General features: G+C 41.9%; 12 protein-coding genes. 4 read left to right on the plus strand and 8 right to left on the minus strand.

Annotated elements, in window-relative coordinates:
- Positions 1–57 precede the first annotated feature (57 nt).
- Together FTV04_RS11080 and FTV04_RS11085 are read left to right on the plus strand one after the other, a co-directional pair.
- Positions 58–837 (plus strand): NAD-dependent epimerase/dehydratase family protein, encoded by a 780-nt coding sequence (locus FTV04_RS11080; RefSeq protein ID WP_180089565.1) that lies wholly within the window; start codon positions 58–60, stop codon positions 835–837.
- Between the two features lie 198 nt (positions 838–1,035).
- Positions 1,036–1,584: a methyltransferase domain-containing protein gene (locus FTV04_RS11085; protein WP_373685436.1), complete on the plus strand. Its 549-nt coding sequence runs from the start codon at positions 1,036–1,038 to the stop codon at positions 1,582–1,584.
- 87 nt (positions 1,585–1,671) lie between these two features.
- Here FTV04_RS11085 and plsB read toward each other — a convergent pair whose 3' ends face one another.
- Positions 1,672–4,245: a glycerol-3-phosphate 1-O-acyltransferase PlsB gene (gene plsB, locus FTV04_RS11090; RefSeq protein WP_180010517.1), complete on the minus strand. Its 2,574-nt coding sequence runs from the start codon at positions 4,243–4,245 to the stop codon at positions 1,672–1,674.
- A 287-nt stretch (positions 4,246–4,532) separates the two neighbouring features.
- Between plsB and FTV04_RS11095 the strand changes: the two genes are divergently transcribed.
- Both FTV04_RS11095 and FTV04_RS11100 read left to right on the plus strand, forming a co-directional pair.
- Positions 4,533–5,405 (plus strand): acyl-CoA thioesterase II, encoded by an 873-nt coding sequence (locus FTV04_RS11095; RefSeq protein WP_168379112.1) that lies wholly within the window; start codon positions 4,533–4,535, stop codon positions 5,403–5,405.
- A 248-nt stretch (positions 5,406–5,653) separates the two neighbouring features.
- Entirely contained in the window at positions 5,654–6,913 is a 1,260-nt protein-coding gene (locus FTV04_RS11100) for a dicarboxylate/amino acid:cation symporter (protein ID WP_171525930.1), read from the plus strand.
- On the opposite strand, the gene FTV04_RS11105 is transcribed toward FTV04_RS11100, so the two are convergent.
- From FTV04_RS11105 to FTV04_RS11135, 7 genes are all read right to left on the minus strand, one after another.
- Positions 6,910–7,335 (minus strand): VOC family protein, encoded by a 426-nt coding sequence (locus tag FTV04_RS11105; RefSeq protein WP_180049253.1) that lies wholly within the window; start codon positions 7,333–7,335, stop codon positions 6,910–6,912. The two genes, FTV04_RS11100 and FTV04_RS11105, sit on opposite strands and share 4 nt — an antisense overlap.
- Before the next feature lie 220 nt (positions 7,336–7,555).
- Positions 7,556–8,500, minus strand: a complete 945-nt coding sequence (locus FTV04_RS11110) for a metal-dependent hydrolase (protein WP_180089567.1) — start codon at positions 8,498–8,500, stop codon at positions 7,556–7,558.
- Positions 8,501–8,657: 157 nt separating this feature from the next.
- On the minus strand, positions 8,658–9,518 hold the full coding sequence (yihA, locus tag FTV04_RS11115) for a ribosome biogenesis GTP-binding protein YihA/YsxC (protein ID WP_180003454.1): 861 nt from the start codon (positions 9,516–9,518) through the stop codon (positions 8,658–8,660).
- 85 nt (positions 9,519–9,603) lie between these two features.
- Complete coding sequence (locus tag FTV04_RS11120) at positions 9,604–10,047, minus strand: Rrf2 family transcriptional regulator (protein WP_078192461.1); 444 nt, start codon at positions 10,045–10,047, stop codon at positions 9,604–9,606.
- Between the two features lie 86 nt (positions 10,048–10,133).
- Positions 10,134–11,342: an NO-inducible flavohemoprotein gene (gene hmpA / locus FTV04_RS11125; RefSeq protein WP_078192460.1), complete on the minus strand. Its 1,209-nt coding sequence runs from the start codon at positions 11,340–11,342 to the stop codon at positions 10,134–10,136.
- Between the two features lie 150 nt (positions 11,343–11,492).
- Complete coding sequence (locus FTV04_RS11130) at positions 11,493–13,076, minus strand: helicase HerA-like domain-containing protein (RefSeq protein WP_180089569.1); 1,584 nt, start codon at positions 13,074–13,076, stop codon at positions 11,493–11,495.
- Between the two features lie 14 nt (positions 13,077–13,090).
- Complete coding sequence (locus tag FTV04_RS11135; protein WP_180089571.1) at positions 13,091–14,293, minus strand: PLP-dependent transferase; 1,203 nt, start codon at positions 14,291–14,293, stop codon at positions 13,091–13,093.
- Between the last annotated feature and the right edge of the window lie 98 nt (positions 14,294–14,391).

Genomic DNA, 14,391 nt, shown 5'->3' on the forward strand with positions numbered 1-14,391 from the left:
CCCCTCAACTTCGGTTTATATGATCTAAATGGATCAGTTCTGAGAATAGGTCGTTTGATGCATATTCTATTTATCGGTTATGGTAAAACATCGCAACGTGTTGCTAAACAATTATTTCAGCAAGGTCACCAAATTACCACAGTGAGTCGTAGTGCGAAAGAGGATGATTTTGCAGAACATTTAATCCAAGATGTTCACCAACTGGATTTGTCGCAGGTTCAACCGATTGATGTAGTCTATGTTCTTTTGGCTCCTGCACGTCATGCTCAACTCAATGCTGTGGATGCTTACCGACACACTTATGTCGATTCTGTACAGCCGATTGTTCAAGCATTAGCACATCATCCAATACAACGTTTAATCGTGGTGTCTTCCACTCGTGTCTATGGTGAACATGCGGGGGAGCGGATTGATGATGACACTGTGCCACATCCGATCGATGAGCAGGGCATGTTGTTACTGGAAATGGAGCATCGCTACACACAAGCATTTCCTAACGAATGCGTGATCGTACGTCCCTCTGGGATTTATGGCACATCGACAACACGAATGCAGAAACTGGCAGAAACGACTAATCGCTATCCCAATATTCATTGGTCAAATCGAATACATATCGATGATTTGGCAAAATTTCTGTGTCATCTACTTCACGTGGAACATCCTGAAAAATCATATATTTGTACTAATAACCAACCTCAACCTTTGCATGAGCGAATCTTGGAATTGCAAAGAGCTATGCATTTACCCGAATTGGTTTTAGAGAGTGAAGTAGAAACAGGTAAAAAGATTTATGCAACGCGGATGATGGAGAGTGGTTTTAAGTTAGCGCACGATTGATTGTGATGTGTATGTAAAATTGGCGTGACGTATAAAATTCAGAGCAGCTTTGTGAGTATTAAAAGAAATTCTATAAATGAATAAGATAGGTCTTTTACAACATGTATTGTTCAAATTTTCGGATGGATCTCAAAGGATAAAAATTAAATAATGACAAAATCATTTGCTGAACTTACTTAGAATCTACCCCATAGACCGATTCTGGAAAAAGCTTTGAGTTATTTTGAAAATTTACCAAAGATCTCGATTGATTGTGGTTGTGGTGCAGGAAATGAATCATCATTTCTACTCCGTCATAATTTTAAAGTATATGCATTTGATCCAACTGTTGAAGCTAAAAATATCTGTCTAAGTAAATTTAAAGACAATAAGAATTTTTTATTTTCTAATCAGGCCTTTGAAGACTATAGCTTTCCTAAAGCTAGTTTAATTATTGCTTTATTCAGTTTATTTTTTTGTTCTACGGATTCGCTTGAAAGTGTTTTAAAGAAAATGCAGGAATCCTTAAGTGAGCAAGGCATTTTACTCATACAACTATTAGGGAAAGATGATGATTGGGTAAATAATTTTTCTGAAAAATTTATAGGTTTTGAACAGGAAGAGCTTAAACAATTGTTTGATGCGGACTTTGATATTATTTATATCGATGAATTTAAAGGCAATAAACCGCTAGCCAATGGAAATCCAAAATTTTGGAATGTACATACCTTAATTTTAAAAAAGAAAATATTAAATACTTTTGTATAGTCCAAAAAATAGAGACAAGCTTTTTACAACTTGTCCCTAATTTTGCTCAAATTCTTTTGCTTTTATAGTGAAAAAAATCAGAACCGTTTATTTTTTCTTACGTTTCAAGCGCTTTTTAGCTTGTTCCGCAGCAACTTTATCTAGTGCTTCTTTTAACTCTTCATCACTAAAGGTTGTAATGTGCTGCAACATTTGCAGGGTCACATCATCCAAAACGAGGTTGGCATACTGCGCAACATTTTGGAAATTTTCATCAAACACAATGGCGTTGTTTTCATTGGTGCTGATATAACCTTGTTGGGTTAAGACTTTAATAAAGCTTTGGAATAAGGCCTTATCAAAGAACTCAGGCGAGTTAAATTCATACAACACAGATAGACGTTGACCAACCAAGTGACTGAGTTCTTCAACCTGACGCGTAGAGATATTGCCCGAACCACGTTGTGTGATTAAGGCCAAAGTCATGTAGTAACGCTCAAGACTTTGCATCACGGGTGCAGCTAAGACCACTAACTGATTGTGCTGCTCTGAGTTAGGCGCAGGGGAGATCAGGTTGCCTTCTGCATCTTCAGAAATTAGCTTGGCTTTGATCAGTACTTCTGCATACGCACAGATCTGATCTTTAAGTTCTTCATCATTCCATTTAAGGAACAACTCAGCTTTTAAGAACGGATACAGTGTACGAATGACATTAATTAAATCACCACGGCGAATAGAACCATTATGTTCAACCAAAGCGGCAATGAGTGATGGCAAAATAAATGCGTGCAGGATGTTGTTGCGGAAGTAGGTTAACAGCACCGCTTGATTATCAGCAATGGCAATAATATCGCCAAGGACATGATGAACACGTTTAATCAGCTTGAGTTTTAAACCATAAGCAATGATTTCTTTACCTGACAGCGGTGTTACTTGCATGCGCTCATCGTAAGGTAAGGCAGTTAAAAGATCACGATAGGTATCTAACTGCTTAATGCAAATCTCTTCATCTAAAGTATGTTTAGATGTTGCCAATAAAATCAGTGAAAGCAATGAAACTGGGTTCACCACTGCTGCACGGTTAATATTTTCTAAAATCACGTGTGCAGAACTGTTAATGGCATCCGAAACTTCTGGCGGAATTGGGTCGTCATTTTTCTCGATTTTGATGTTGCTTGCATTATGCTGTTTCAACATATCATCAAGGAAAACCGGCTCACCAAAGTTCAAATGCACTTTACCGAAAATACGTTCGATCTTACGCAGAGTTTTCATAATCCCAATGATCGATTCGCCTTCTTTCGGCTTACCATTCATTTCGCCAACGTAGGTCGCACCTTCCATTAAACGCTCATAACCAATATAGGTCGGTAAGAACACGATCGGTTTGGCTGGATTACGTAAATGACCATGGACAGTCATGGCGAGCATGCCGGTCTTCGGTGGTAATAAACGACCAGTACGTGAACGACCCCCTTCGATGAAGTATTCAAGCGGCGTATTACGCGCCAAAATACTGTAGAGGTATTCTTTAAATACGGTGGTGTAGAGACCATTGCCACGGAATGAACGACGAATAAAGAACGCGCCGCCGCCACGTAAAATTTGCCCGACAAATGGCATGTTTAAGTTATCGCCCGCAGCAATGTACGGCACCATCAAGCCACGCTTATAGATCACATATGACAATAATAAATAGTCGATATGACTACGATGGCATGGGGTGTAAATGATCTCGTAGTCTTTGGCCAGTTCACGAACGGTACTGAAGTTATGCACTTCGACGCCATCATAAAGCTGTGTCCACAGACGAGTCAGTGCTAAGTCAGCAAAACGTACTGTTGATGCAGAATAGTCAGAAACGATTTCATTTAAATAACCAATCGCACGACGTTCAGCTTCAACCATACTGATTTTACTGCGAATGCTTTCACGACGAATCGCATCTTGCACATCCGTAGATTTGATCAGGCCGTGCATCACATTACGACGGTCAGATAAATCCGGCCCCAAAACCACTTCACGCTGTGCATCTAAATAATCATTCAGTGTGCTGACAATATAAGTCGCAGGTGACAGGTTCGGATGTGTAGTTTTGGCATATTCAACCAAACGACGCAAAGACTGTGGCTCATGGAATTCGAGGTACGATTGACGACCGTGCAAACCAATATTCACCAACTGCTTCACTTTGCTTGGTGTAGACCAGGTATCGGTAAATAATAATTTAAACCAAGAGTCTTCTTTATCGGGTTCACGGCCCCACAGCACGGTTACAGGAACGAGCTCAACATCCGCATCAGGATTTTTTTCCAAAACCTCAATTAAACGTAATAAACGAGGTGGAAATGCATGTGGCGGTGGATTGAGTAAGTTGTCTTCATCATGATGTTGTAAAAACACCACAGAGGCTTTTTCTGTTTGCGTACCCACTGTCATTGGGTCGAGTGCAGGGTGTAGCTTTAAACGACGGGTTTCACCATCGACAATTAAAGCATTACTCCGTGAATGATTTTGCAGAACGTAGCAGGTAATTTTCGTTGTCTGTACGCCGGTATCTGTATCGGTTTCAGTCACTACAGGTTCTACAGGGACTTCACCTAAAACATGCGGTGTTACCACAAGGTCAAGCAGTTTACTCGAAAGCTTTCGATACATCTGACCAAAGCCGCTCTTGGACATACAAACTCCTACTTTTCATGACCAAACCACAGAGATTCTGAGGGGAATCTATTCTGCGTAATTGTACTTAAAAACTGTATGTCATTTTCTGACAAATTGCATAGATATTGTAAGATTTTATCGTTAAAAAACGTATTTTTAGCAGTTATATTGCATCAGCAAGGTGACAGATCAGTCAGCGAATCTTTAGGGTTTTAGTCTGGATTTATGGCAAAATGGAAAATATATTTAAACATCTGTTGATGTTGCCTGCGTTAGCTTAATCCCGAATGATAGATAGGTTTGTTATGAATGCCTTAACACAAGAGTTGGTTGATTTACTCAGCCTTGAAAAATTAGAAGAAAATATTTTTCGTGGGCAAAGCCGAAATTTGGTCGGGAAACGTGTCTTTGGTGGACAGGTTTTAGGTCAGGCGCTCCGTGCGGCATCTTATACGACAGATCGACCAGCTCATTCCTTACATGCATATTTCTTATTCGGCGGTGATATCAATGCACCGATCATTTATGAAGTGGATCGTATTCGCGATGGACGCAGTTTTGTGAGTCGTCAGGTGCGTGCGATTCAACATGGTAAAACGATTTTTATGTGTATGGTGTCATTTGCAGAGCAAGAAGACGGGTTGAACTATCAAGTTGCAGAGCCAGAATATCCAGCCGTGGAAGATTTAAAATCTGAAGCTGAGCTGAAACGAATGATGGTGGAATTTGTCCCTGAAAACGTCCGTGCATCTTTTATGCGCGACCGTCATGTGGAAATTCGCCCGATTGATCCGCAAAACCCGTACCAACCGCAGCCTGCTGCGCCATCGTATGCACACTATATTCGTACCCATGACAAAATTGCTGCTGACGTTGATGACATCTCTTTACATCAGGCTATTGCGGCATTCTATTCAGACTTTACGCTGATGACGACTGCACTACGTCCACATGGTTTAAGTTATTTATCACCAAGTTTGCAGTGTGCGAGTATTGACCATGCCATGTATTTCCATAAGCCATTCCGTGTGGATGAATGGATGCTTTATGACATGGATGCCACGGTCAGTGCTAGTTCACGTGGTCTAAATTTCGGTCGCATGTGGCAAAACGGTGAGTTGGTCTGTAGTACGACACAAGAAGGCTTGATCCGTTTACGCGAAATTGAAACCCAATAAACTTTAAGCACTATGTGTTAAGTCGTAAAAGCTAAATACTGAAAAAACCGAATCTTCTGATTCGGTTTTTTATCTCCGTCAATTTGGGGTTATGCAACTACTCACGGAATCGAGTTATCTAATTAGGGTGCAGTACAAATTGAATTGGGTTGAATACATGCTTTGCAGAATTGTAGCAGTATATGTGACAAAAAATTCCTCGATTCTCAATGGGTCGCATGGCATAGTGCCTGAATAAAGGATGATAAATGCAAGGCACAATGAGCTTAAATACGCAGATTTTAATTGCCGCAATATTGGGTGTGGCATTTGGCTTTTTATTAATTCAGTTTCCAGAGACGCAGTTTTTATCCGCCAGCCTGTATGGCCTGGGGATTGCCAGTAGTATTTTTATTGGCTTGCTGAAAATGATCTTGGTTCCGCTGATCTTTAGTTCGATTGTGGTGGGGGTATCGAATTTACAAGCGGGTGGTCAGCTGAGTCGTACGTGGAAAATTACCTTAGCTTGCTGTGTCACCACCACGACTTTGGCACTGATCTTGGGTCTAGCATGTGCGCATATTTTTAAAGTTGGGCAGGGCGTGGACATCGTCATGTTCCAAGATGCAATGCAACAACATCAGAGTCCTGACACCCTCACAGCAGGTTCATTCTTTACCAATTTTATTCAAAATACACTGATCAATCCGTTTAAAGCCTTTAGTGATGGCAACGTACTCGCAGTCGTGGTGTTTTCACTATTTCTAGGTGTGGCCTTGGTCAAAGGCGGTGAAAAGTTCCGAAGCGTGAGAAAGCTCAGTCAGCAATTTTTCGACATCATGATGATGATCATCGGCTGGGTGATGAAGCTTGCACCGATTGGTATTTTTGCATTATTGGCTAAATTGATTGCTACAGAAGATATTTCAGTGTTGAGTCGCCTCGCCGAGTTTGCTGCGGTGGTCACAGGGACGACGATTTTCCATGGGGCAGTGGTGTTACCTCTGCTGCTATGGATTTTTGGGAAAATGAGCCCACTGACATTTTTTAGAGGAACACGAGCTGCCTTAATCACTGCTTTTGCAACTAGTTCAAGTTCAGCAACGATGCCACTGTCGATGAAATGTGCGCAGGAAAATTTAGGCGTACGTCCTCAAACAGCAGGTTTTGTGATTCCATTGGGCACACAGTTAAATATGGATGGTACAGCATTGTATGAAGCTGCTGCTGCGTTATTTATTGCTAACTTGATGGGCTTAGATTTAACCTTGGGTCAGCAGTTAATTGTCTGTGCAACCGCCATGATTGCGTCACTCGGCGCGCCGGGTATTCCAAGCGCTGGAATGGTAACGATGATTATGGTTTTACAATCGGTTGGGCTCCCTGCGGAAGCCATTGCGATATTGCTGCCGATTGACCGCTTATTAGATACGGTGCGAACTGTGGTGAACGTACAGGGCGATATGATGATTAGTGTGGTGGTGGATCGTCATACGCGAGATGTAGATGAACCAGCGTTGTCGAATTAAGCAGATAAAGAGCTAAAATGTGGGTTGTAGACGATCTCCCACAGATGCCCGTCTAAGTCTTGAAAATAGCCTGCATAACCACCGTAAAACGTGGGCTGTGCGGGCTTAATTGTCTTTGCACCTGCGCGTTGGGCTTGTTGCATGATTTGATCGACGACTGCGGGACTGTTAACGTTATGTCCGAGAGACATTTGAGTTGGACAAAACGCTGATGTACTGATTCCGGTGTCATGACTAAGGCTATCTTGCGGCCAGAGTGCAAGCTTTAAACCGTGTTGTAAATCAAAAAATGCCACAGCGCCATGTTCAAATTCAGTCCCAATAATCCCTGCGCTATTAAGACCTAAACCCTCCTGATAAAACGCGAATGCAGCGTATAAATCTTTCACGGCCAGTGTAATAACGGAGATGTGAGCGTGCATGGAGTGCTCCTGAACGGTGTATTTTTATTTTAGGATGAGACTGAGTATAGATGCATTTTAAAGAAAATAGGGAACTCGGAATACCTGTACTTTAAACATCGAACTTATGAGCCTATCCATCTTGAGTGTGTTGATTGCTCAATATAAAAATGGAGCGTAATGGATGTGAGCACAAAAAAAAGCAGGGCGAACCCTGCTTAATACAAATTTTAAATGGTGTTTAAGCAACTTTCAGTGCGGCACGTTTTGCAGCAGGAGAGTTGTCGAGATAGGCAATCGCATCTTCAGTTTTTGCTTCATGAACAGGATCGTACCAAGGCATTAAATACCCCAATTGCTGTGACACTAACCAAAGCGGATGTGGCAATAAGCGATTGTCTTTTTGCGCGATACGCGCCCATTCACGCCAAATCCACGGTTTGTATACGGCAGGTTTAATCGATGCATAGCGTGAGTCTTGCTGCATGATATGTGCAGCACCATCGACCCATAGACCAAGTACGGCAGCAATCACGATCACACTTTGATAATAGCGAGAAATATAGCCCCCACCGAGATGACGATACAAATCAAAAGCCACGGTACGATGCTCTATTTCTTCTGCACCATGCCATTTTACTAGATCGAGCATATTCGGATCGGCACCGAGGCGTTCCCACTCTTTGTTGTATAAAGCATATTTGCCTAATACACAGGTCATATGCTCAACTGTTGCAATTACGCCTAAACGAAAGAGATCCCATTGATGATCCAAGGCTTTGGGTACGTTGAGCCCTAAAGGTTGGTCCGCAAGCAGTTTGCCAAAGAGAAAGTCCATGATTTCAAGGTTGCGTTGAATACTGATATTGTGCTGAGATAGATATTCTTTATTGGCAGAGTTATGCGCCTGAGCATGCATGGCTTCTTGGCGGATAAATGCTTTAACGTCCTCTGCTAGTTTTTCATCTCTAATTTGTGGCAATACTTTGTTATACAGACGGCAAAACCAAAACTCACCTGCCGGTAAGATCATATTAATTTCATTAATAAAATAGCTGACAAAAGGTTGGTTGGGTACCCAGTCAACTTGAGTATCTTGCCACTCAAATTTCACTTTACGTGGCTTAATTTTATATTCGATTGATGATCCAAGTTTTGTGTTTCTCAAGCGGGAGAGTAATTTCATGACCTATCCTTGTTTTTATGTGATCGAGTACACATCTGATGTATTCAGTATCCAAAAAAAATCCTGCATTGTGATTAGCAATACAGGACATTTCATTATCTTCAGATGATACTTTTTGTCAGACAATCATCCTTGCGCTGACTTTAAAAATAATGGATTAGTGGTCTGATTTTTTGTCTTCAGCTTGGGGTAAATCTTCAGATGTAGTGTCGACGTCATCGAATGCTTCCGCATCTGCATCGATTTCAATATCATCTTCCGATGCTTCAGGTATGCTGTCGAGATCAAACTCTGTGGATTGCTCTAGAGTGAAGTTTAGACGACCCGCCATGACACTCGCTAACTCTTCTAAACCTTGTTTATTCAATGATGAGAACAATTGGATAGAGAAGTTAAGTTTCATTTTTTTCAATGCCGCTTTCACTTCTTGTAGTGCTTTAGAGGCTGGGCCACGGTTTAATTTATCTGATTTGGTGAGCAGTACATGCACGAACAATTTACGTGAATGTGCCCATTCCAACATCATGACGTCAAAATGTTGTAGTGGATGACGGATATCCATCAACAGCACAAGACCTTGTAAACTTTCACGGTGTATCAGATAGTTTTCTAACTCTTTTTGCCACACGATTTTCATCGCTTCAGGTACAGCGGCATAGCCATAACCCGGTAAGTCGACCAAACGTTGATCAGGATTTCCTAGACTGAAAAAGTTGATCATTTGGGTACGACCCGGTTTTTTCGACGCACGAGCCAATTGCTTTTGGTTGGTGAGCGCATTAATGGCACTCGACTTACCCGCATTTGAGCGGCCAGCAAAGGCAATTTCATAGCCGGTATCTTCAACGCAGAGGTTGAGTTTAGGCGCACTCATTAAGAACTCAGCTTTGCGTAGCCAGTTGAGCGAGCGCACAGCATATTCAGTAATCGCAGAGTCTACTTTTTTCTCATAAGTAATCTTTTGCTTCGGCGCATTGGCCGCCTTACTGTTTCGTGATTTTCCTCTGTGCTGATGCATAACCCAACTTCAATAACTGATTTAACAACACGCATTATAAAGGAAGTCGGGCAGGCAAGCGAATTTTGTCGCAGGCAAAGTGAAATTAGAGATTGATCATTTGAATTGGAGATTGTGTTGTAAATTTAGATGCGCTGCTTGGTTGTAAAACATCGGCAAGTTTGTACTGATCGAGACTTTGATAAAACTGTTCTAAAGCTTGGTCTAAAATGCTTTTTAAACCACACTGACTGCGCAGTACGCAGGGTGGGTCATTGCATTCAACAATCTGGTGATTACCTTGCAAAATCCGTACGATTTGACCGAGCTGAGCCTCAAGTGCTTCAGGGTTAAGGCGGATGCCGCCACCTTTGCCGCGGCTGGTGATTAACCAGTTTTGCTTTGCCATAAAATGCACAATTTTCACCAAGTGATTACGCGAAACGTGCAGGTCTTCTGCAATTTCAGCAATGTTATAAGGCACATCACGAGGACGTGCGATATAGAGCAAAATGCGTAATGCATAATCGGTGAATTTATTGAGTTGCATGATAATACTGTGAGTCTGAGAGAAATAAATAAGGGCTAGTCTAGCATAACTAAACTAACCCTTTGTATTTCAGGTGAATAGCTTAGTTAGTGTTTTACACCACCAGTGCCGAAAGCTTCGCTGTGAATATTGCTAGCAGGAATACCACGAGCAATTAAAGCTTTCTGTTGTTCAGCCATAAATGGCATTGGACCGCAAAGGTAATAATCCGCATTGATCGGTAACAGTGCAGTATCCATGCTGCCTAAGTCTAGACGACCAGCAGCATCATAATCTTCACCTAACTTATCATTAGCATGAGGGAACTCATACGCTGTAAAGGTACTAAGACGTGGGTATTTTGCTTCCAAATCCTGAATGTGTTTATGCATTGCATGCACTTGTTTGCTACGGCAGGCATGGATAAATGTTACAGGTTGTGGCATGTCTAAAGTCACCAACTGATTTAGCATCGCAATCATTGGTGTTAGACCTACCCCACCACTGATAAAGACATTGCGTTTTTGTGAATCAATCAGGAAGAAATTACCTGTTGGTGCAGACACTTCGATTTCTGAACCGATCTCCAAGCCATGCAGTGTATTTGATACCCAACCTGGAACCAAGTCACCTTTCTGATCTTCACGTTTTACAGAGATACGTAAGTAGTTGTCTTGTGGGCTGGTAGACAGTGTATATTGACGTGGTTGTTTTAGACCCAGCTCATCGACCAATACACGTACAGAGATGTACTGACCTGCTTCATATTTTGGTAAATCACCACCATCAGAAGGCTCAAGGTAGAATGAGGTGATTTCATCACTTTCAGCCACTTTTTTCGCGATTTTGAAATTACGCCAACCTAACCAACTGCCTTTAGTTTGCTGATGTTGCTCATAAATCGCTTTTTCAGTGCTGATAAACAAGTCTGCCAATTGTCCATATGCTGCTGCCCAAGCTGCAATCAGTGGATCTTCCATTGAAATGCTTAATACTTCACTGATCGAGTGCAGCAAATTTTCGCCGACAATATTATAGTCTGGCGCTTGAATGTTAAGACTCACATGTTTATGCGCAATTAATTCTACAACTGGTAAAAGTACAGATGGGTCCTCAATATTTTCAGCATAAGCCAATACAGCACCCGCCAAGGCTTGTGCCTGAGCACCGCTGCGCTGATGTCCCATGTTAAAGGTTTCTTTGAGGTCAGGGTTATTGCCCAACATACGGTTATAGAAGTAACCAGTCAGCGCGACACCATTTTCACGTAGAACAGGAACAGTAGCTTTTACTAGGTCAATTTGCTGCGGAGTCATAGCTGATCTCTCATGGCTGTTATTTATAAGATGTATTTAAAATACATTTTTAAATACATCCGCGCAATACATGTTTTAGTAAAAACCATAAAAAAATTATGGAATATAAAAAGATTCCATAATTTTGTACTTTTTAATTGGGCTTTTAGATTATTTCTTGCCGAAGATAGAACCTAAGAGGCCACGGATAATTTTCTGACCTGTCGACCCGCCCAAGCTGCGTGCAGCACTTTTTGCAAAAGTTCCTACCGTGTCTTGAATCAGTTTTTCACGTTGTTTGGCTGAACGCTCAGCTTCTTTTTGTTGTTCGCGCGCAAGGCGTTCTTGTTCACGTGCTTGCTGTTTGGCGAGTGCATCTGCTTCTTTTGCTTGTTGTTTGGCCAACGCTTCTTGTTCTTTGGCTTCTATTTTATCTTGTTCCGCTTGGACGGCTTGTTGTTGGCGCTCCGCCACTTTATTTTGTAAAAGTTCATAGGCACTTTCACGATCTGCTTCGGTGTCATACACACCTGCGACAATGCTATTTGCCATCAGAGCTTTGCGTTCTTCTACAGCAATTGGGCTAAATGAAGAGTAGGGTGGCATCACCCAAGCACGTTCAACAATTTGAGGTGTGCCTTGTTCATCTAGACAGCTAATCAGTGCTTCACCTACAGCCAGTTCCGTAATCACTTGATCGACTTTAAACGCAGGATTGGCTCGGAAAGTATCTGCTGCCGTCTTGACCGCTTTCTGATCTTTGGGGGTAAATGCACGTAGCGCATGTTGAACACGGTTACCCAGTTGTCCTAAAACACTCTCAGGTAGGTCAAGTGGATTTTGCGTTACAAAGTAAATACCGACCCCTTTAGAGCGAATCAGACGTACCACTTGTTCAAATTTTTCTTGTAAAGCAGGGCTGGCATTATCAAACAATAAATGCGCTTCATCAAAGAAGAACACCAGTTTGGGTTTATCCATATCTCCAACTTCGGGCAATTGTTCAAACAGTTCTGACAGCATCCAAAGTAAAAAGGTTGCATAGAGCTTAGGGGTATTCATTAACTTGTCGGCGGCGAGCAGGTTGATGTTGCCACGACCTTGCGCATCCGTTTGAATGAAATCCATAATATTGAGTGCAGGCTCACCAAAGAACTTGTCACCGCCTTGATCGGCTAATGCGAGCAAATTACGTTGAATTGCACCTAAGCTTGCAGGTGATAAATTGCCATATTCATTTTTAAATTCGGATGCATGTTCACTGACGTAGCTGATCATGGCTTTTAAGTCTTTAAAGTCGATGAGCAATAAGCCCTGATCATCGGCAATACGAAAGACCGCAGATAACACACCTTCTTGCGTGTCATTTAAGTTGAGAATTCGGGCAAGGAGCAGTGGGCCAATTTCAGAAATGGTGGTGCGAATGGGATGTCCTTGTTCACCGAACAAATCCCAAAACACCACAGGGGAGGCTGCAAAAGGAATGCTCTCGATATTTAAACTTTTAATTCGTTCGTCAAATTTAGGATTGTTTTCACCTGCTTTAGCAAGGCTAGAAACATCCCCTTTGGCATCGGCTAAAAATACGGGTACACCCAGCCGAGAAAAACTTTCTGCCAACACCTTCAACGTCACCGTCTTACCAGTACCTGTAGCCCCAGCAATCAAACCATGGCGGTTTGCAAATTGTGAATGAAGCACCACATCTTGTGTGGTGTCTTGTGTCTTTTTGCCAATAATAATTGGTGTACCCATAGATGTTCCTGTATTTATTCGAGTTGTTGTTTATTTAAATGTTGTAGTGCGTTTTCTATATCTTGTATTAAATCTGCAGGATGTTCTAGTCCTATACAAAAGCGAACCAGTAAGCCGGTTTGAATATGTGAATGTTCGAGTACACGCATATCTTTTAAGTTATATAGCATGACTAAACTGACTGGGCCACCCCAGCTAAAACCGAGCTTAAAGAGTTTCAGCGCATCGCAAAAGCGGCGTACATCTTGCAAACTATATTTTTCATTAAATATCACGCTGACCAAACCGGCACTGTGTTGTTCTGTACAAATTTCTTTCCAATACTGATGTCCTGCGGAAGCTTCATCAGCAGGATGTAAAACCTGTACAAAGGCTGGCTGTTGTTTTAGCCAATTTAATAAAGTTAAAGCACTTTGTGACTGGTGTTCATAGCGCAGGCGCATAGAAGCCAGACTGCGTTGTATTTGCGCGGCATCATCACCAGAGATGCTAATGCCTTGAATGGCGTGCGCACGAAACAGTTTGTGATGAAGCTTTTTATCTCGTGTAATTACCGAACCCATCAAAATATCCCCGCCGCCACTTGGGTATTTGGTCAAGGCATGCACACTGATATCGACACCCAGGTGCTCAGCACTAAAATCAAAAGCATTAAAGGCAAGTCCTGCGCCCCACGTATTGTCCAGTGCAGTGAGAATGTTCTGCGCTTGAGCTTTTTTGACCAAGCCGACTAAATCTGGAAACTCTAAAGTGACAGAACCCGCCGCTTCTAACCAGATAAGCTTGGCTTGCGCTGAAGGGCTAAATGAATCGACATCAATAGGGTTATAAACCTTGACCACGATGCTATAGCGGGTTTCTAAATTGCGTAAATGGTCCATATTTGGGCCATAGATATTATCTGCGACCCACACTTCATCCCCTTGACTTAAAAAACATGAATTGACCAAATTAATTGCAGATAAACCGCTTGGTGCGAGTAAGTGATACAAGCCACCTTCAATCTGAGCAATCTGATCGCCTAGGGTAAATGTCGTGGGGGTACCATGCGTGCCATAGCTATAGTCATAATCATCGGTCCAATGGCGATTAAATAGCGCATCTGTATTTTCGAAAATTATAGTGGATGCACGAAACAGGGGAGGTTGAACACTATTGATGTATTGCGGTGCCATTCTTGGTGCATGAATGAGTTCAGTTTGAGGATTCTTTTTCACGTGGCGCTCTGAAATGATCAAAATAATAATGAATGTTCAAAAGAATACGACTAAAACGCATGGATTTACGATGCTTTTGTATAGAAAATTAAGTGAAA

Source organism: Acinetobacter sp. YH12219 (genome assembly GCF_013417875.1).
In the GTDB taxonomy this organism is placed as follows: domain Bacteria; phylum Pseudomonadota; class Gammaproteobacteria; order Pseudomonadales; family Moraxellaceae; genus Acinetobacter; species Acinetobacter amyesii.